This window comes from Streptomyces sp. NPDC024632 (assembly GCF_055559175.1).
In genome coordinates this window covers 376124-393341 of the sequence record NZ_JBVHLD010000006.1, presented here as the reverse complement: position 1 = coordinate 393341, position 17218 = coordinate 376124, and the positions used below count along the sequence as shown (strand labels likewise).

16 protein-coding genes are annotated in these 17218 nt (G+C 71.4%); 7 read left to right on the top strand and 9 right to left on the bottom strand.

Translation table 11 applies throughout. The annotated features are described in order from the left end of the window. Positions 1–199: 199 nt before the first annotated feature. Both ACZ37P_RS15620 and ACZ37P_RS15615 read right to left on the bottom strand, forming a co-directional pair. Entirely contained in the window at positions 200–1228 is a 1029-nt protein-coding gene (locus ACZ37P_RS15620) for a BMP family lipoprotein (protein ID WP_391050520.1), read from the bottom strand. A gap of 153 nt (positions 1229–1381) precedes the next feature. Further along, positions 1382–2671: an amidohydrolase gene (locus ACZ37P_RS15615; protein WP_402711145.1), complete on the bottom strand. Its 1290-nt coding sequence runs from the start codon at positions 2669–2671 to the stop codon at positions 1382–1384. Between the two features lie 326 nt (positions 2672–2997). On the opposite strand from ACZ37P_RS15615, the gene cutA reads away from it, so the two are divergent. Next, a complete protein-coding gene (cutA, locus tag ACZ37P_RS15610; RefSeq protein WP_401855704.1) occupies positions 2998–3330 on the top strand; it encodes a divalent-cation tolerance protein CutA in 333 nt (110 codons plus the stop codon). Positions 3331–3333: 3 nt separating this feature from the next. On the opposite strand, the gene ACZ37P_RS15605 is transcribed toward cutA, so the two are convergent. Then, a complete protein-coding gene (locus tag ACZ37P_RS15605; protein WP_467346808.1) occupies positions 3334–4659 on the bottom strand; it encodes an XRE family transcriptional regulator in 1326 nt (441 codons plus the stop codon). A 351-nt stretch (positions 4660–5010) separates the two neighbouring features. Here ACZ37P_RS15605 and ACZ37P_RS15600 point away from each other — a divergent pair, with 351 nt between their 5' ends. The 5 genes from ACZ37P_RS15600 to ACZ37P_RS15580 are packed head-to-tail and all read left to right on the top strand — an operon-like array spanning position 5011 to position 8483. Further along, positions 5011–6039: a radical SAM protein gene (locus ACZ37P_RS15600; RefSeq protein ID WP_467346806.1), complete on the top strand. Its 1029-nt coding sequence runs from the start codon at positions 5011–5013 to the stop codon at positions 6037–6039. A 29-nt stretch (positions 6040–6068) separates the two neighbouring features. Further along, positions 6069–6674 carry a dTMP kinase gene (locus tag ACZ37P_RS15595; protein WP_467346805.1) on the top strand — a complete coding sequence of 202 codons (606 nt, stop codon included), beginning with the start codon at positions 6069–6071 and terminating at the stop codon, positions 6672–6674. Further along, on the top strand, positions 6667–7173 hold the full coding sequence (locus ACZ37P_RS15590) for a hypothetical protein (RefSeq protein WP_467346804.1): 507 nt from the start codon (positions 6667–6669) through the stop codon (positions 7171–7173). Before ACZ37P_RS15595 ends, ACZ37P_RS15590 begins: the two co-directional genes overlap by 8 nt. Next, on the top strand, positions 7170–7961 hold the full coding sequence (locus ACZ37P_RS15585) for an STM4013/SEN3800 family hydrolase (RefSeq protein WP_467346802.1): 792 nt from the start codon (positions 7170–7172) through the stop codon (positions 7959–7961). The genes ACZ37P_RS15590 and ACZ37P_RS15585 overlap by 4 nt, the downstream gene beginning before the upstream one ends. Positions 7962–7982: 21 nt before the next feature. Next, the gene (locus ACZ37P_RS15580) at positions 7983–8483 is read left to right on the top strand and encodes an NUDIX hydrolase (protein WP_467346801.1); all 501 of its coding nucleotides are present in this window, start codon (positions 7983–7985) and stop codon (positions 8481–8483) included. Here the strand turns inward: ACZ37P_RS15580 and ACZ37P_RS15575 are convergent. Together ACZ37P_RS15575 and ACZ37P_RS15570 are read right to left on the bottom strand one after the other, a co-directional pair. Beyond that, on the bottom strand, positions 8444–9904 hold the full coding sequence (locus ACZ37P_RS15575) for a glycosyltransferase (protein ID WP_366823745.1): 1461 nt from the start codon (positions 9902–9904) through the stop codon (positions 8444–8446). The two genes, ACZ37P_RS15580 and ACZ37P_RS15575, sit on opposite strands and share 40 nt — an antisense overlap. 300 nt (positions 9905–10204) lie before the next feature. Further along, positions 10205–11374, bottom strand: a complete 1170-nt coding sequence (locus tag ACZ37P_RS15570) for an MFS transporter (RefSeq protein ID WP_467346852.1) — start codon at positions 11372–11374, stop codon at positions 10205–10207. A gap of 194 nt (positions 11375–11568) precedes the next feature. Between ACZ37P_RS15570 and ACZ37P_RS15565 the strand changes: the two genes are divergently transcribed. After that, on the top strand, positions 11569–12024 hold the full coding sequence (locus ACZ37P_RS15565) for a winged helix-turn-helix transcriptional regulator (RefSeq protein WP_355336887.1): 456 nt from the start codon (positions 11569–11571) through the stop codon (positions 12022–12024). A gap of 99 nt (positions 12025–12123) precedes the next feature. On the opposite strand, the gene ACZ37P_RS15560 is transcribed toward ACZ37P_RS15565, so the two are convergent. From ACZ37P_RS15560 to ACZ37P_RS15545, 4 genes are all read right to left on the bottom strand, one after another. Further along, positions 12124–13275 (bottom strand): hypothetical protein, encoded by a 1152-nt coding sequence (locus ACZ37P_RS15560; RefSeq protein ID WP_467346800.1) that lies wholly within the window; start codon positions 13273–13275, stop codon positions 12124–12126. A gap of 102 nt (positions 13276–13377) precedes the next feature. Then, positions 13378–14319: an N-acetylneuraminate synthase family protein gene (locus tag ACZ37P_RS15555; protein WP_355336885.1), complete on the bottom strand. Its 942-nt coding sequence runs from the start codon at positions 14317–14319 to the stop codon at positions 13378–13380. Positions 14320–14407: 88 nt separating this feature from the next. After that, positions 14408–15718, bottom strand: a complete 1311-nt coding sequence (locus tag ACZ37P_RS15550) for a cytidylyltransferase domain-containing protein (RefSeq protein ID WP_467346797.1) — start codon at positions 15716–15718, stop codon at positions 14408–14410. A 145-nt stretch (positions 15719–15863) separates the two neighbouring features. Then, entirely contained in the window at positions 15864–17162 is a 1299-nt protein-coding gene (locus ACZ37P_RS15545; RefSeq protein WP_391163316.1) for a DUF6716 putative glycosyltransferase, read from the bottom strand. Positions 17163–17218: the final 56 nt, after the last annotated feature.

Sequence of the window (17218 nt, the reverse complement as noted above, 5' to 3'; positions counted from 1 at the left end):
GGTTTGTTTTCGTTAAAGGGGGGGGGGAAAGGGGGGTTAGGAAGGGAGGTTTTTGGGGTTTTTTGGGTTTTCCGGGGGGGGGCGGAGGGGGGGGGGGGGGGGGGGGGGGGGCCCCCCCACCCCCCCCCCCCCGAGCCTCGCGAACCGGTTGTCGTACCGCCGGTCCAGCGGGGACCCGTGGCCGGGTCCCCGGCTTACGTCACGGCTTCGAGCTCACCTTGATCGCGCCCGAGACGATCTTCTGCTTGGCCGCGTCGAGCTGCGACTGGATGTCGGCGATGAAACCGCCGGACGTCGCCAGCGACACACCGTCGTTGGCCAGGTCGTACGTGTTGGTGCCGGTCTTGGCCTTGCCCTCGTGCACCGACTTGATCAGGTCGTACGTGGCCACGTCGACGTTCTTGACCGCCGAGGTCAGGATGTGGTCCTTGTACTTGGCCAGGGCCGGGTCCTCGTACTGGTCGGAGTCCACGCCGATCGCCCAGGCGCCGGCCTTGCCCGCCACCGCCTGGATCGCGCCGTCACCGGACAGACCGGCGGCGGTGTAGATCACGTCCACGCCGCTGTCGAGCATGCCCTGCGCCTTGCCCTGCGCCGACGTCGGGTCGTTGAAGCCCTTGGTGTCGGTCTCGTACAGGTACTGGCGGGTGAGCTGGACCGACGGCTTGGTGTCCTTGACGCCCTGGGCGAAGCCCGCGTCGAAGGTGCCGATCAGGGTGTTGTGCACACCGCCGATGAAGCCGACCTTGTTGGTCTTGGTCTTCAGGGCCGCGGCCACACCGGCGAGGTACGAGCTCTGCTCGGTGGCGAAGACCATGGAGTCGACGTTGGGCAGGTCCACGACCGAGTCGACGATGCCGAAGGTCACCTTGGGGTACTTCTTGGCGATCTTCGTGACCGAGTCGCCGTAGGTGAAGCCGACCGCCACGACGGGGTTGTAGCCGCCGCCCGCGAGGAGGTCGAGGCGCTGCTCGCGGTCGGACTCCGTCTCGCCGTTGCTGGCGGTCTGGTCCTTCGACCCGATCTTGAACTCCTTGACGGCCTTGTCCATGCCGCGGGCCGCGGAGTCGTTGAAGGAGTGGTCGCCACGGCCGCCGACGTCGAAGGCGAGACCGACGCCCTTGTCCTTGCCGCTGTCCGAGGAGCTGCTGCTGCCGCACGCGGTGGCAGTGAGCCCCAGAGTCGCGGACACCATACCCGCGACGATGATCTTGGATACCCGGCGCAAGAGGGTCCCCTTCAGTCTGAAGCGCCCCGTCCGGCGCTGGCTAAGCGGGAGCTTAACGCGCGTAGATGTCAGGTAAAGACCGAATGACGGCCCGTTATCGGATCGACGCATTTCAGCCAGGTGACGGACCGGTAGCGGGGGGTTCACCCGGTGTCAGGACAGCAGGACAGCCGCCGTGAAAAGCTCCACGCCGACCGCGATCGCCCCCTCGTCCACGTCGAAATCGCCCTGGTGCAGATCGCGCTTGGCGGTGTCGCCGACCGGCCGCACGCCGAGCCGGGCCAGCGCGCCCGGCACCCGCTCCAGATACCAGGAGAAGTCCTCGCCGCCCAGGCTCTGCTCGGTGTCCTCGACCGCGTGCAGGCCGTAGCGCGCGGTCATCGCGTCCCGCAGCAGCTCCACCGAGACCGCCTCGTTGACCACCGGCGGCACACCGCGCTGGTAGGTGATCTCGCACTTCGCCCGGTACATCGCCGTGATCTGGTCGATCACCTCGTGCACCAGGTCGGGTGCGTCGTGCCAGGCCGTCAGGTCCAGGCAGCGGACGGTGCCCTCCAGCTCCGCGTACTGCGGGATGACGTTGGCCGCGTGCCCGGCCTGGATGCGGCCCCACACGATGCTCAGCCCGGACCTGGGGTCCACGCGCCTGGCCAGTACGGCGGGCAGTTCGGCGGCGAGCTTCGCGGTGGCCATCACCAGGTCGGTGGTCAGATGCGGGCGGGCGCTGTGTCCGCCGGGGCCCTCCAGCGTCAGGGTCAGCCGGTCGGCGGCCGAGGTGATCGGCCCCTGGCGCAGCCCGATCCTGCCGACCTCCACCTTGGGGTCGCAGTGCACCGCGAGGATACGGTCGACGCCGTCGAGCACGTTCGCCTTGATCGCGTCCAGCGCGCCGCCGGGCATGATCTCCTCGGCCGCCTGGAACACCAGCCGCACCGGGCGCGGGAGCGCGCCCCGCTTGTCCAGCTCCGCGAGGACCAGGCCGGCGCCGAGCACGATCGTGGTGTGCACGTCGTGGCCGCACGCGTGCGCCCGGCCCTCGACCGTCGAGCGGTACTCCACGGTCTTGGTGTCGGGCACCGGCAGCGCGTCCAGGTCGGCGCGCAGGGCGAGGCGGGGGCGCTGGGGGCGTGCCGCGCCGGTGTCTTCGCCGCTGCCGCTGCCGCTGTCGTCCGTGTCGCCGATGTCGCACACCAGTCCGGTCCCGCCGGGCAGCACCCGCGGGCTCAGCCCCGCGCGCTCCAGCCGCGCCCTGATCTGCTCGGTCGTCCGGAACTCCTGCCGCCCCAGTTCGGGGTTCCTGTGCAGGTCACGGCGGAAGGCGATCAGCTCGGCGCGCAGTGCGTCGTCCACGACGGTCTCGGCGAGACCGGACAGCACAGCCGCGGTCAGCCCGTCGGACGGCGGTGTAGGTGAATCGTTCACCTCAGTCAGCGTAGGGCCCATCACCGGCTCCTCTTACGTGATCGGGAAAGTTTTTGTCCTGCGGGAGGAGAAGAAGTCGCCCGATCGGCGCATACCCAGTCACCCTCGGGGGTAAGAAAACTTTTTAGGTCTCTTACACCCATACTGGCTCAACGAGCCGTCCCACGCGAGGCAACGCGACCGTCTCCGACGACCCCCGCCTCACGGGTGAGACCCCTTACCTTACGACCCTCGTGTTACGGCAACGTGTGCCGCCCGAGTGTTCGGCGCCCCACGCCCCCGTGCCCCGCACCTCCGCCGCCCACCGCACCCGGCTGCGCGCCCAACGCGGCGGATACTCTCGCGACATGGGCGACTTCCTTCAGGTGAGCACTGCTACGGAAACTCGTGACCAGGCGGTGGAGTTGGCCGCGTCCGCGGTGCGTGAGCGTCTGGCCGCGGGGGCGCAGGTCGTCGGGCCGGTGACATCGGTGTTCTGGCACCTGGGGAAGTTCGGTACCGGGGAGGAGTGGCGGTTGCTGCTGACCACCCGGGCGGAGCGGTACCAGGCCCTCGAAGATCATCTGTTGCGGCACCATCCGTGGGACAACCCCGAGGTGTCGGCGGTGCCGGTCGTCGCGGGTTCGGAGGCGTCCTTCCGGTGGATCGAGACGAACACCACGCCCGAAGCGGCTTCGTAACCCTCAGACCGCTGCCTTCTCCAGCACGTCCGCCACCGCGGCGACATCACGGTGCCGCGCGAGCCGCTCCACAAATGGTGCGAGGCGCTGCTTCGGACGGACGGATGCGATCCCGTTGGCGAGGTCGAGCGCGCGGCCGGTGACCTTGGCGGCCTGTTCGATCTCTCCGGCGGTCAGGTAGGAGGCGGCCAGCCACGACAGGTAGAGCGCTTTGTCGCGGGCGTGGCTGTCGTCGTACCCGGCCAGTGCTGCCTCCAGCACGGGCACGGCGCGCAGCGGACGGCGCAGTTCGCTCCAGCAGCGGCCGGACATGATCTGGAGTTCGTTGCTGTCGACCCATGCCACCCAGTCGGGTTGGGGCGCGGCGCCGAGGTCGGCCAGTGCCTCCTCGGCGCGGCTGAGCGCCTTCTCCGCTTCCGTGGCGAGTCCCGCGACGGCGCAGGCCCACGCCAACCGCTCGTGGAGCAGGGCTCGCACCCCAGCGGGGGCGTCGGGTGTGAGGGTTCGGCAGGAACGCGCGGCGATCTCCACTCCGGCTTTCCGGTCGCCGGCCACGGTCTGGTAGGCGAGGAAGGCCAGGGCGTTACCGGCGAGGTCGGTGTCATCGGCTTCGACCGCCGCGGTGTAACTGTCCTTGTAGAAGCTGGCGGCATCCGTCTCCCGCCCGGCGTCGAATGCTGCCCATCCGGCTTGCTGAGCCTGTTCGGCGAGTACGGACAGCAGGTCGCGGCGCGTTTCCTCGGCGCAGGTCGAGTCCCGGAGCAACGCCTTCGTCTGCTGGTACTCGCCCAGATAGACGCGGTAGGTGTCTCCGCCGCCGAGCACGTCATCGAGCCGACGCAGGCGTGCGGTGCGCTCCCGCAGAAGTCCGGGGAAGTCCCTGCCGATGCGCCGCCCGGCGCTTGGCTTGGCCAGATCAGGAATCCCGGCCGCCAGACCGGCTGCGGAACTTGCCCGAAGGAACTGCCTGCGCCGCACGTCTTCCCCGCCTCTCGCCGATCTGTCGTCCCGTTCAGGCAATGCTGGGACCGATTCCCCGTCTTCCCACGGACGGGTGGCAAGACCGAGGAGATGTCCGGGAATTCGCAGAGCGTCAGCGATGGCCACGAATTTGTCGAAACTCGTGACGCTGCCATGGCCCCGCGCCAGAGTTCCGACACGCTCGGGTTTGATGTCGCACTCGGCAGCGATCTTCGAATAGCTGATCCCGGCCAGCTCACGCACCAGCCGGAACACGGTCCCGAAGTCGTGGGCCGCGAGTGCTTCCCGTACGTCCGCGCGCTCGAAGAGCTCGTTCGGTAAGGCTGTTGGCGGCCTGTATGCGGTCACGAGTACCCCGTCGTGCCTGTTCAGCCGAGTGTGCGTCACACCCCGTGAAAAAGCGTACCCATGGTGGGGATACCCGAGTGCGGGAAGTGACAAGGGATCCGTCGCCGCACAGTCGGTGAACAGACCGCGGCGGTCGTACGGAAAGGCCCGTCGCGGCGGTCGGAGCCGGGAAATGCGTCTGGGCCAAGGTCGCCATTCCGGAGGCTTCGTGGACGCCGTCCCGTCGCCGCCCTTGTGGCGACGAGGTCGGTGACCCATGGCACTTCGGCCGCCGCTGAGCCCAATCGCTGTCCGTTGCCCGCGAGTCGGGCGGGTCTGCCGTGTTCCACAGCCTTGAGAGGACGTCCGCGCGTGCCTGGACCTTCGCTGTCGCTACCGGCTGCGGCCGGTGTCGACTGGACCGCTCTGCACAACTTCGCCGCTCTGCGTGGCCAGTTGCGTGTGTCGTTGACGCCGCGGTGCAACATCGCCTGCTGGTTCTGCCACAACGAGGGCGATGTGCCGCCGCCGATGACGCGGCTCGACCGGTCGCGGCAGCCGCGGCCACGGCAGCTCGACGCGGGCGCGTATCTCGGTGTGATCGGCGCGCTGATGGAGAGCGGGCTGAGGCGGGTGTACTTCACCGGTGGTGAGCCGTTGGCGTCGCCTATGGCGCGGCCTGTGCTGGAGGGGCTGCCGGAAGCGCGCCCCGACGCCTCGTACACGCTGATCACGAACGGAACGAGGGTGCGCACGCATCGGTCGTGGCTGGCGAAGACCCGGCTGGACAAGGTGAAGGTCTCCCTGCACTACTTCTCCGACGCGTCGCTGCGGACCATCGCCGGGACGCGGATCGGAATCGGTACTGTCCTGGACGGCATCGAGGCCGCGAGGGAGATCTTCGAGCGGGTCGAACTGAACACGCTGCTGCAGCGGGAGAACGCCCACGAGGTGCGGCAGATCCTGGACTTCGCGCTGGAGCGCCGACTGCCGGTGCAGTTCATCGAGCTGGTGGGCACCGACTTCAACGAGGGCCGAGCCGACTCGGCGGTGTCCGCCGACGGCATCATCGCCCACCTGCGGAGCCTGACCAGCGATGAGCACCTTGAGGTCGCCGGGGTCGGACAGGGACGCCGGGTCTTCCGTGTCGACGGCGTCGAGATCGACGTCATCCACCGGGATCTCGGCCGCCATCACGTCGGCCAGTGCGGGAGCTGCGCACTGCGCGTCCGGTGCGTGGAGGGTTTCTGGGCTCTTCGGGTCGACCACGGCGGCGGCGTCCAGCCGTGCCTGTTGCGCGACGACCTCCGCCTGGACGTCAGCGGCCTGCTCGCCGATCCGGCAGGGCTGGCTTCGGCGGTCGCCGAGCACGTGGCCGCCTTTACCGAGGGGACACTGTGAGCCTTCCGCCGCCGTACCGTCCACACGTTGTGGACGCTCCGCTGCCGTATCCGTTCATCGTCCTGGAAGGTGTGTCCGGCGTCGGGAAGTCGACGCTGGCCCGCGCCCTGACCAAGCGGCTGGGCGGCACGTCCCTGCATACCCTTCCCCCGCCCCACACCGCATGGTCGACGGTGGTGAACGAACGGCTGCGCGCCCTGCCGCAGTTCGCCTTCTACGTGTCCGGTCTGCTGCACGCCGCCGACTGCGTGCGTACTGCCCGCAGGAACGGCCCGGTGATCGCCGATCGCTTCGCGTCCTCGGTCATCGCATGCCACGCAGCCGTCCACACCGTGCCGGTCACCGACGTCAGCCGTCTGCTGGAGCCGTTCCGTACCTACCTCGAACCGCCCACTCACACCTTCTATCTGCGCTGCTCGGAAGCCGCGTTGACGGAGCGGTTGGCGGCCAAGCTCGATACCGAACAGGACGACGTGGACCTGTTCGCCGTTCCCGGCAGGCTTGCGCGGCTGCTCGTGAACTTCCAGCAGGTGCAGGACGCCGATCCGACGGCCGTCGCGCTCCACACCGATGACAAGTCCGTGGACGACCTGGCCGACTGGATCGTCACCCGCCTGGAGGCCCGTGATGCTTAACCCTGTCGACACGACCGCCGTCATCCGCGACGGCGGCGCGACCGGCCGTTTCCCCGGCGGGATCCACGAGGGTGTCGCCTGGTGGGTCGGCGCGTGCTTCGTCGCCGTAAAGGCCGCGCCCCGCTTGGCCGTGGGGCACGACGGCCATCCGACGTCCGCCGAATTCGCACGCCGACTGTGCAACGGGGCCGTCAACGCGCGGTACCACGCGTGCGCCGTTTCCTCCCTCGGCACCGTCACGGGGAAGGTCCTGCGCGCCTTCCTTCAGGTCGTACGCCCAATGCCAGCCGCATACGTATCCACCGAACCCGCCTCGGACGGAACGGTGGTCGTCCGCGTCCAGCTCTACGACGAGGACGGCGAACCACTCCAGGAGGACACCGGTCTCGCCGCGATCCGCCGCATGATCGCCGAGGACCGCATCCCGCTCCCGGTCAGCGACAGCGCCCGCGGCAGCATCCATGACCTCGATCCGGCCGACGTGGAGGAAACGACGTGATCGACGCGGCCGAGATCATCCGCAAGGGCACCAGCATCCTGTTCGTCACGCTCGACTCACTGCGCTATGACGTCGCCCGCACCGCCCTGGAAGGCGGGCTCACCCCATGCCTGGCCGCTCTGCTTCCCGGCGGCGTCTGGGAGTACCGGCAGACCCCGGGCACCTTCACCCTCCCCGCCCACATGGCCTTCTTCTCCGGCTTCCTGCCCAAGCTGCCCCGGCCCGTGCAGCCGCCGCGCCTGTGGGAATGCCGCCCGCCCGCCTTCAAGACCGTCCCGCCCGAGACTTTCGTCTTCGACGCCCCGAACCTCCTCAAGGGCCTTGCCCTGCACGGATACCGCAGTGTCTGCGTCGGCGGCGTCACCTACTTCTCCCGCGAAACACCGCTCGGCTCGGTGTTGCCCGGCCTTTTCGACGAGGACCACTGGCGGCCCGAATTCGGCTCCCCCGAACCGGACTCCACCCACCACCAGGTCGACCACGCGCTGGAGATCGCCGAACACCGCAACGGGCGGCCTCTCTACCTGTTCGTCAACATCTCGGCCACCCACGTCCCCCACGGCCACTACCTCGGCGACAGCCGCGACACCGCTGCCTCCCAGCAGGCAGCCCTCGTCTACGCCGACGCCCACCTCGGCCGCCTGATCACCACCCTGACCGCCAGAAGCCGCTGGCTGATCATCCTGTGCGCCGACCACGGCGACGCCTTCGGCGAGGACGGCTTCCACGGCCGCGGTATCGCCCACCCGGTGGTCATGAACGTGCCCTACGCGGCCATGGTGCTCTGACGATCGCTAGCCTCGGGCGGTATGAGCGCCGATATCAGCGAGGCCCGGAAGGACAGCGGGGGACCTCGCGACGCGTCGGTGGTGGTGGCGAGGGACGACGACGGGTTCGTGGCTGTTCTGAGCTCGTACTTTCCGGCGCACCAGGGCGAGTTCCTGTTTCTGCCCGGCGGGCGGCGGGAGTCGGGCGAGACGCCGGAGGAGTGTGCGCGGCGGGAGTTGCGTGAGGAGTCCGGCATCACCGCCACGGTGTGGCGATCGCTGGGGTCGTTCGCGCTCACCGTCGCCACGCCCGCCCGCGTGTATCTCTACGAAGCGCGCGGCCTGAGTTGTGGTCCGCAGGAACTCGCGGAAAGTGAAGCGGACTTCGCGCTCGGGTGGTGGTCCATGGGAGAGGCTTTGCGCGCCGCCGGGGACGGTCGGTTTCTGTTGACCGCGGGGCCGCTCGCGCTGTTGCTGGCGGACCGGGCGGGGGCTCAGGGGGATCAGGTGTCGGAGGGGCGGGGGCCTAGGAGGCGGGTGTAGAGGTCGAGGAGGGGGGCGGACTCGGTCTGCCAGGACCATTGGCGGAGGATGTCGGTGCGGTCGTATGCCTTGCGGTAGCGGCGCGGGTTGGTGAGGACGGCGCCGACCGCGCGGACGAAGTCGGCGGTGTCGCGGGCGCGGAAGACCTCGCCGTTGCCGAGTTCGAGGGTGGCGGCGGCCATGGCGCGGACGTCGCTGACGACCACGGGCAGCCGGGCGTGGGCGTATTCGAAGTAGCGGGTGGCCAGCACCGTTTGGTGGTGCGGGAGTTGGTGGACGGGCAGGACGCCGATGTCGGCGGAGGCGAGGAAGCGCGGGATCTCGGCGACGGGGACGTACGGGAGGACGTGCAGCCGTCCGTGGACGCCGAGTTGGGCGGCGCGCTCGCGCAGCTCGCGCAGGTGCGGGTGGCCGGGGTCGGGCACGACGAAGGCGGCGTGCAGGTCGTACAGCTTGGGCAGCGCCTCCACGACGGTGGCCGGGCCGCGGTCCGGGGTGACGGGTCCTGTGTGCACCAACAGCGGGATGTCGGGCGCCAGATGGCAGCGCGCCCTGATGCCCGCGGGGTGCGCGGCGACGGAGGCGGCGGCCAGCGGCGGGGCGTTGCGGACCACGGCGGGCGTGGCCGACAGCCGGTGCCGTGCGCGCAACTCCCTTGCCAGGCCCTCGCCGACGGTGACGACGCCGTCGGCCTCGGGCGCGAAGGTCCGTTCGTACGCCTCGCCCGCCACGGCCGCGCGGCGGGAGGCGGCCGGGGTGCGCGGCGGCGCGTCCCACACGACCTCGATACGGTGCCCCGCCCCTTCGGCCCGCAGCGCCGCGCGGGTGGCGACGCCGAGCGCCCGGTGGCCGAGCGCGTGGATCAGATGCGGGCGGACGGCGTCCAGCACCGGGCCGTACGCGACCTCCTCGTCCAGCAGGCCGGGGTCGAGGCGGCGCCACGCGCGGCGGCCGAGCAGCAGCCGCAGCGTCTCGGTGACGAAGTTGTCCAGCCGGGCCGTCGGGCTTTTGCGGCGGCGGACCGCCGCCAGGTACTGCGCCGCGCGCAGCCGTGTCCATCCGGCCCGCAGTCCGTGCCGCAGCCACGCCAGCGCGTGGCCCGTGCGGGCCGCCGCGAGCAGCGGCAACGCCCGGTGCACGACGTCCAGTTCCGCGGTGCGGGTGACGAGCACCGCGCGCTCGGCCGTCACCAGTGCCGTGCGGTGGTCGTACGCCGCCGCGCTCCGGTACGCCAGCGGCCAGCGCAGCCCGGGTCTCGGCCGCCGCACCCGGTGCGCGCCGAGTACGCCGCGCACGGCGACCTTCCGTACGTCCACGCCCTTCGGCGTCACCGTCGCCGGTGCCCTGCCGATCAGCGTGACCCGATAGCCCGCCGCCCGCGCCGCGTCCGCCACCCTCAGGGCACGCGAGTCGCCGTCCAATCCACCGGGGTCGCCTCCGGCGAGGATCGCTACGTGGGCCGGGGCCCTTAAACCCTCCGTCATTCCCGAAGCCAACCTCACGGGGGTGATCATTTGGTTACGTCAGCCTTGACGTGAGGCGAACGAGGCTGGGCCGCCGCCCCGTTGGCCCCGCCGGCCGGTGGTCAGACAACAGCCGAATCGCCCCGCTGGGGCCGGTGGTGACGTGCAGCCACATCTCGGCCGCCCGCGCAGTTCCTCCCCCAGATACCGCTGGGAGGTGCCCCCAGCGCCCCAAAAAGATCGGCTCGCCCCACAGCGTCAGCGCGGCTCGCGGCGGCGCGGAGTTGTGGCCGCCCAGAGGAGGAGAGCGGCCAGGCTCAGGGCGGCGCCGAGGGCGCAGACGGCGGGCCAGCCCGCGGCGGCGTAGAGGGTGGTGGCGGCGAAGGCGCCGGAGGCGCTGCCGAGGGAGTAGAAGACCATGTACCCGCCGATGAGGCGGCTGCCGGCTTCGGGGCGGAAGGCGTGGACCAGGGTCTGGTTGGTGACGTGGACGGCCTGTACGGCGAGGTCGAGGACGATGACGCCGACGGCGAGGGCCCAGAGGGACTGGCGGGTGAAGGCGAGGGGCAGCCAGGAGGCGGTGAGCAGGGTCAGGGCGATGCCGGTGGTGCGCTGGGACAGGCCGCGGTCGTTGAGGCGGCCGGCCGCGGTGGCGGCCAGGGCGCCGGCGGCCCCGGCCAGGCCGAAGGCGCCGATCGCGGTGTGGGACAAGGAGAGCGGGGGCTCGCTGAGCGGCAGCGCGACACTGCTCCACAGGACGCTGAAGGCGGCGAAGACCAGGAGCGCGAGCAGGGCTCGTATCCGGAGCAGGCGTTCCCGCGCGAACAGCGTGACGGTGGAGCGCAGCAGCCGCCCGTATCCCCCGGACGTTCGCGGAGCGCCGGGACGGGACGGCAGCAGGCGGTGCAGGGCTAGGGCGAGCGCGCAGGTCAGGACGGCGGAGGTGAGGTAGACCGAGCGCCAGCCCGCGAGGTCGGCCAGGACGCCGGAGGCGGTACGGGCGAGCAGGATGCCGGTGACCACGCCGCTGGTCACCAGGCCGACGACGCGCCCGCGTTCGCCGGGCGGAGCCAGCGACGCGGCGAAGGCGACGAGCGTCTGGGTGACGACCGCGAGCAGTCCCACGGCGGCGAGCCCCACGAGCAGGAGCGCCGCGTCGCCCGCCGTGCCGACCGCCGTCAACGCCCCTGCCAGGAGCAGGAGTTGTGCCACGACGAGGCGTCTGCGGTCGAGCAGGTCGCCGAGCGGTACGAGGAAGAAGAGGCCGAGGCCGTAGCCGACCTGGGTCAGGGTCACGATCGCGCCGACCGTCGCCGTACCGATCGAGAAGTCGCGGCCCAGGGTGACCAGGAGGGGCTGCGCGAAATAGACGTTGGCCACGGAGGTGCCGCAGGCGACCGCGAAGAGCAGGGTGATGCCTCGGGTCAGCGTGAATCCGGGTTTCGCCGCGCCGGGCCCCGCGACCCGCGCCGTATCGACAGGAACGGCCTCCCCCACGACCTCGCACGCTCGTCCCACGCCAAGCCCTCCCTCGCTGGTTTCATCTTGCTACCAGGTGGACCATAGGCCGATCCGGTAGCATGATGCAACCAGGACGGAACACGTCACAGAGGGAGGGCGAGATGGTGGAGCGGACCCGCTTCGACGACAGCGACTGCCCCGTCGCGCGCTCGGTCGACACCATCGGGGACTGGTGGTCCCTGCTGATCGTGCGGGACGCCTTCGACGGCAGCCGCCGCTTCGGGGAGTTCCAGCGCGGTCTCGGCGTCGCGAAGAACATCCTCACCGCGCGCCTGCGCTCGCTGGTCGCCGCCGGGGTGCTCGACACCGTCCCCGCCTCGGACGGCAGCGCCTACCGCGAGTACGTACTGACGCCGAAGGGCAAGGACCTGTTCCCCGTCGTCGTCGCGCTGCGGCAGTGGGGCGAGCGCAATCTCTTCGCCCCCGACGAGCCGCACTCGGAGCTGACCGACCTCCGCCAGGGACGTCCCCTGCGCACGCTGGAGGTCCACGCCGCGGACGGGCGGCGGCTCGACGCCGACGACACCGCCGTCACCAAAGTCACCAAGGTCCCCTGAGGCGGCGGGACTTGAGCCGGACCCGGGGCCCTGGGGCTCAGGCGGGACTCGGGGACCTGGGGCTCAAGCCGGGCTCGGGACTCAGGCGGGACCCGGGACTCAGGCCGGGCTCGGGGACTCGGCCGCGTTCAGGCCGTGCAGGTCACGGGCCGAGTGGTTGATGCCGGTCAGGAAGGTGTGGGCGCGCGGCGAGGCGGCGGCCGTCAGCCACTCCTGGTCGATGTCGATGACGACGATACGGACTCCCGTACCGCCGAGCGCGAGCGGCAGCGTGTGCACGACCGTGGAGGGGAAGGACAGGACGGTACGGCCGATCGGGCCGCGGCGGGCGACGAGTTCGAGCGGGAGGTCGGGCCGGACGATCTCCAGGCCGGTCTCGGCGGCGAGCCGGTGGAGCTTGTCGACGGCCTCGCGGCGGTGCGCGAAGTACCGCTTGGCGCCGTGCCGTTCGGCGAGCGAGCGGACGACGGCGAGGTACCGCTCGGGGTCGACGACGCCGGTCTCGACGAGGGAGGTGCCGATCAGGTCGGTGCCCGCCAGCGTGCGCGGCGGCCCGAAGCGGCTGCGGGTCCAGGCGAAGCGGTTGGTGCGCAGCGCCATCCCCGGAGGCGGCGTCGCGGGCATCGCGCTGAAGAGTTCGACATGGCGCCGCTTGCCGGGCGTCAGGCGGCGGCGGGCCGCGGAGGAGAAGATCCCGAAGGCCGCGTCGACGGGCGAACGGCGCCGCCCCGAGCGGTGCCAGCGCACCAACCGGCCGTCTCTGGAGAGGATTTCGGTGAACTCCATGGTCGCGGTGCCGTCGTCCACGACGGTCAGCTCACGGGCGCGGCACAGCGGGAGCAGCACCTGGACGAGCCGTGAGAACGGGTCGCCGATCACGAGGTGCTTGACCCGGAAGAGCAGCGGCGCGAGCGAGACCGCCGTACGCAGGAGGCCGCCGCGGCTGCCGCGGGCCTCGAACCAGCGGACCACCGCGCCCTCGTCGCGGGCGAGTTCGGCCATGCGGCGCAGTTGGCCGCGGCTGGTGGGGTCGACCGGGGACAGGACGACGACGGTGAGCGGTCGCGCGACCGGTTCCGGTTCGGCGGGTACCGCCGGTTCACCGGTGGTGCGGGCGGCGGGGACGGTGGGCGGATGGATGTGCGCCCACTCCAGGACGTTGAGGAGCTGGACGGGTGACTCGACGAGCGCGACGGCGCCGATACCCGGTGCGGGCACCTGCCCGGCCGCGACTGCGGGCTTACCGGTCATGGCCGTTCCCCTTTTCCTCTGCGGTTGTGCGCGGGACCGGGAGACCCGAAGGTCCCGCGGTCCCGCCGGTCCTGGTCAGTGATCCCCGCCGCCCTTCCGGGGTCAGACGGCGGCGGGTGCCTCGACGCCCGCGGCCTCGGACTCGGCGACGACGCCCGCGACGCGGCGCAGCTTCTTCATCGGGCCGAGCTCGCCCTCGTAGACCTTCTTGACGCCGTCGCCGAGGGAGGTCTCGATGATCCGGATGTCGCGCACCAGGCGCTCCAGGCCGGTCGACTCGACCGAGGCGGCCTGGTCGGAGCCCCACATGGCGCGGTCGAGGGTGATGTGCCGCTCGACGAAGACGGCGCCGAGCGCGACCGCGGCGAGCGTGGTCTGGAGGCCGACCTCGTGGCCGGAGTAGCCGACGGGCACGTTCGGGTACTCGGACTGGAGGGTGTTGATCATGCGCAGGTTCAGCTCTTCGTGCTTGGCCGGGTACGTCGACGTGGCGTGGCACAGCACGATGTTGTCGCTGCCGAGCACCTCGACCGCGTGCCGGATCTGCTTCGGCGTGGACATGCCGGTGGACAGGATCACGGTGCGGCCGGTGCCGCGCAGGGCGCGCAGCAGGTCGTCGTCGGTCAGGCAGGCGGAGGCCACCTTGTGGGCGGGCACGTCGAACTTCTCCAGGAAGGCGACGGACTCGACGTCCCACGGGGAGGCGAACCAGTCGATGCCGCGCTTGCGGCAGTACTCGTCGATCGACCGGTAGCCGGCCTCGTCGAACTCGACGCGGTGCCGGTAGTCGATGTACGTCATACGGCCCCAGGGGGTGTCGCGCTCGATCTCCCACTGGTCGCGCGGGGTGCAGATCTCCGGGGTGCGCTTCTGGAACTTGACCGCGTCGCAGCCCGCGGCGACGGCCGCGTCGATCAGTGCGAACGCGTTCTCCAGGTCGCCGTTGTGGTTGATGCCGATCTCGCCGGTGACGTAGACGGGCTGTCCGTTGCCGATGTGGCGGGAGCCGACGCGGCGGAGGTTTGCGGGGATGGATGTGGTCACGAGGGTGTTCCTTACGGGTTGGGACTGTCGGGGGGATGGATGTGTGCCGCCGGCGGGGCCGGGGTCGGCGGTCGCCGGCGGCTGCTTGTCAGCGGGCGAGAGTGGGGCCCAGCAGCCAGGCGGCGATCTCTCTGATCGCGCCGTGACCGCCCTGGGCGGTGGTGATGGCGCGGGCCGAGGCGCGGACCACGTCGTGGGCACCGGCGACGGCGACGGGCCAGCCGACCAGGCCGAAGCACGGCAGGTCGTTGACGTCGTTGCCCGCGTAGAGCACCCGTTCGGGCGCGATGCCGTTCTCCTCGCACCACTGCTTGAGGGCGAGGTCCTTGCGGTCGATGCCGTGCAGCACGGGGACCTTGAGCTTGCGGGCCCGTGCGGCGACGACCGGGTTGGTCTCGGTGGACAGGATGAGGACGGGCATTCCGGCGCGGCGCAGGGCCGCGACGCCGAGGCCGTCACCGCGGTGCACGGTGACCGACTCGTGCCCGTCGGCGTCGATCAGCACCCGGTCGTCGGTCTGGGTGCCGTCGAAGTCGAGGACGACCGCGTCGACGTCGCCCCAGCCGGGGGTCGTCGTGCGCGGGTCGAGCAGCGGGGCGAGGGTGCGGGCCCGTTCGAGGTCGGCGGGTTCGTCGATCTCCATCACGCGGGCCGGGTCGGTGCGCACCAGGGCGGTCCTGCCGAAGAAGCGGTGGTTCGCGGCGCGGAAGCCGTCGGCGCGCATCGCGTACGCGGTGCCGGTCTCCAGCAGGTCCTGCGGCCGGTCCTGGCGGCGCGGCCGGGTGGACTTGTCGTGGTTGACGCCGACGGCGCCCCCGGCGGCGGGCGCGGTGACGGCGGAGGCGAGCGCGGTGACGTCGGCCGTCCTGCCCGATGGGGCTTCCGCGGTCCCGTTCGCCGGCTCGTGCGACGTGTCGGCCGCCGCCGCGTCCCCGGCCTCGCGCCATATGAAGCCGTGGAAGGGGGCGACGGTGTGGGCGGTGTCCGCGCCGCCGTCCAGCACCGCGGCGGCGACGCCGTCGACCTCTTCCGCGGTGATGAACGGGCTGGTGCACTGGACGAGCAGGACGACGTCGGTGGCCGCGCCGCTCATCGCCTCGTGGGCGTCCATCGCGTGCAGCACCGCGGCCTCGCTGGTCGCGGTGTCGCCCGCGATCGCCGCCGGGCGCAGGACGACTTCGGCGCCCGCGGCGCGCGCGACCTCGGCGATGGAGGGGTCGTCGGTGGAGACGACGACCGCGGTCACCCGCCCGGCCTCGACGCAGGCCGCCACCGCCCGCGCCACCAGCGGCACCCCGCCCACCGGCGCCAGGTTCTTCCCGGGCACCCCCTTGGACCCCCCGCGCGCGGGGATGACGGCAAGGACGCTTCCGGCCGGGGTGGTGGATCGGTCGCTCATCGGGTGACTCCTGTCGTCTTTCGGGCCCGGCGGCCCCGGCGCCCCGCTCCCGCGAGGGGCTCTGTGCTTTCGCCGCGTATGCGGAGGACGGCCGCTCCAGGGGCGCGGGGAACCGCGCGCTCGGCCGGGAATCGCGTGCGGGCCGTCACAGCTGGCCCCAGCGGCGGATGGTGGGGGCGACGCGCTGGACGCCCTGGCGGTAGGCGGTGCGGGCGGAGTTGCGGACGAAGTCGCGGACCGCGCGGCGGACGGGGCCGGGGTCGCGCGGGGCGAGGCCGCCGACGGGTTCGCCCTTGGGGTCGAGGCCGTGGCGGGCGAGGACGCCGGGGAGGTAACCGGGGGCGGTGCGCAGCGTGTAGTACGGCGTGATCCGCGGCAGTTCGGGTTCGGCGAGCAGTGCCTGGACGCGGGCGCGCAGGGCGGCGAAGGGCGCGAGGGCGGCGACGCCGTGGGCCGCGGTCCAGTCGGGGTGGGCGTGCGGCACGTGGCCGTCGTCCAGTTCGTCCCAGGAGGCGAAGCAGCCGGAGCCGAGGAAGTGGTGGTTGCCGAGCGATTCGCGGATGCCGAGGTCGGTGAGGATCGCGGTCGGGATGCCCCGGTGCAGCGATTCGAGCGCGGCGGTCGAACTGACCGTGACCAGCAGGTCCGTACGGTCCAGGACGTCGGCCATGTTGCCGTAGACCAACTGGAGGTTGTCCGGCGGATCGAGGGCGGCGACCAGCTTCTGGTACGGGTGTTCCTCGATGTGCGTGGTGTGCTCGCCGGGCTTGCTGCGCAGCTTGACCAGCACCTCGCGCTCGGTGTGCCGCCGCGCGTGGTCGACAGTGCGGCGCAGCAGGTGCGTCCGGTCGGCCCGGCCCTCGGGCGCGGACGGCTGCACGGCGAAGGTGACGGTGAACGGCCGCTGGTCGTCGGGCCGGTACGGCTCGCCGCCGAGGAACGGCAGCGCGGTCTCGACGATGCTCGTGGTGCGGTAGCCGACGCCTTCGTACACGTCCCTGAACCGCCGTGCGTCGTCGGCGCTGTTGGCGAGGACGACATCGGCCCCGGCGCGCAGCAGCAGACCGTCGGCGAGCTTCTCGTATACGACGCCGACGTATCCGGTGACGACCAGCGGTCGCTGCGGGCGGCCTTCCCAGGCGCGCGCGAAGCCGTGCAGGAGCGCCTGGACGGTGCCGCCGACGCAGGAGATGACGACCACGTCGCAGCTCTCCTCGTCGATGTCGGCCAGCATCTCGGCGGCGGTCGCCTCCTCCATGGAGTCGGCCGGAATACCGAGTTCCGCCAGTTGGCGGGGCGTGGGGGTGGCCCGGCCGCGCAGCAGCCGCGCGTCGAGTCGGGCCTCGGGGTCGATCCGGCGCGCGGTCAGCGCACCCCACTTCCACCGGGTGTCCGAGTCGGCGATCACAGTGACCCGCAATGGGCCGGGCTTACGTTTTGGCACGGCAAGACCTTAGGAAGCCGTTGAGTTCATCGTGCTAATTGGCGACCAACAGCAGG

What these genes read in the sequence shown, in the direction of transcription:
- ACZ37P_RS15615 (WP_402711145.1), bottom strand. Translation starts at nt 2,671, where the DNA reads ATGGGCCCTACGCTGACTGAGGTGAACGATTCACCTACACCGCCGTCC.
- cutA (WP_401855704.1), top strand. Translation starts at nt 2,998, where the DNA reads ATGGGCGACTTCCTTCAGGTGAGCACTGCTACGGAAACTCGTGACCAG.
- ACZ37P_RS15590 (WP_467346804.1), top strand. Translation starts at nt 6,667, where the DNA reads ATGCTTAACCCTGTCGACACGACCGCCGTCATCCGCGACGGCGGCGCG.
- ACZ37P_RS15580 (WP_467346801.1), top strand. Translation starts at nt 7,983, where the DNA reads ATGAGCGCCGATATCAGCGAGGCCCGGAAGGACAGCGGGGGACCTCGC.
- ACZ37P_RS15565 (WP_355336887.1), top strand. Translation starts at nt 11,569, where the DNA reads ATGGTGGAGCGGACCCGCTTCGACGACAGCGACTGCCCCGTCGCGCGC.
- ACZ37P_RS15560 (WP_467346800.1), bottom strand. Translation starts at nt 13,275, where the DNA reads ATGACCGGTAAGCCCGCAGTCGCGGCCGGGCAGGTGCCCGCACCGGGT.
- ACZ37P_RS15550 (WP_467346797.1), bottom strand. Translation starts at nt 15,718, where the DNA reads ATGAGCGACCGATCCACCACCCCGGCCGGAAGCGTCCTTGCCGTCATC.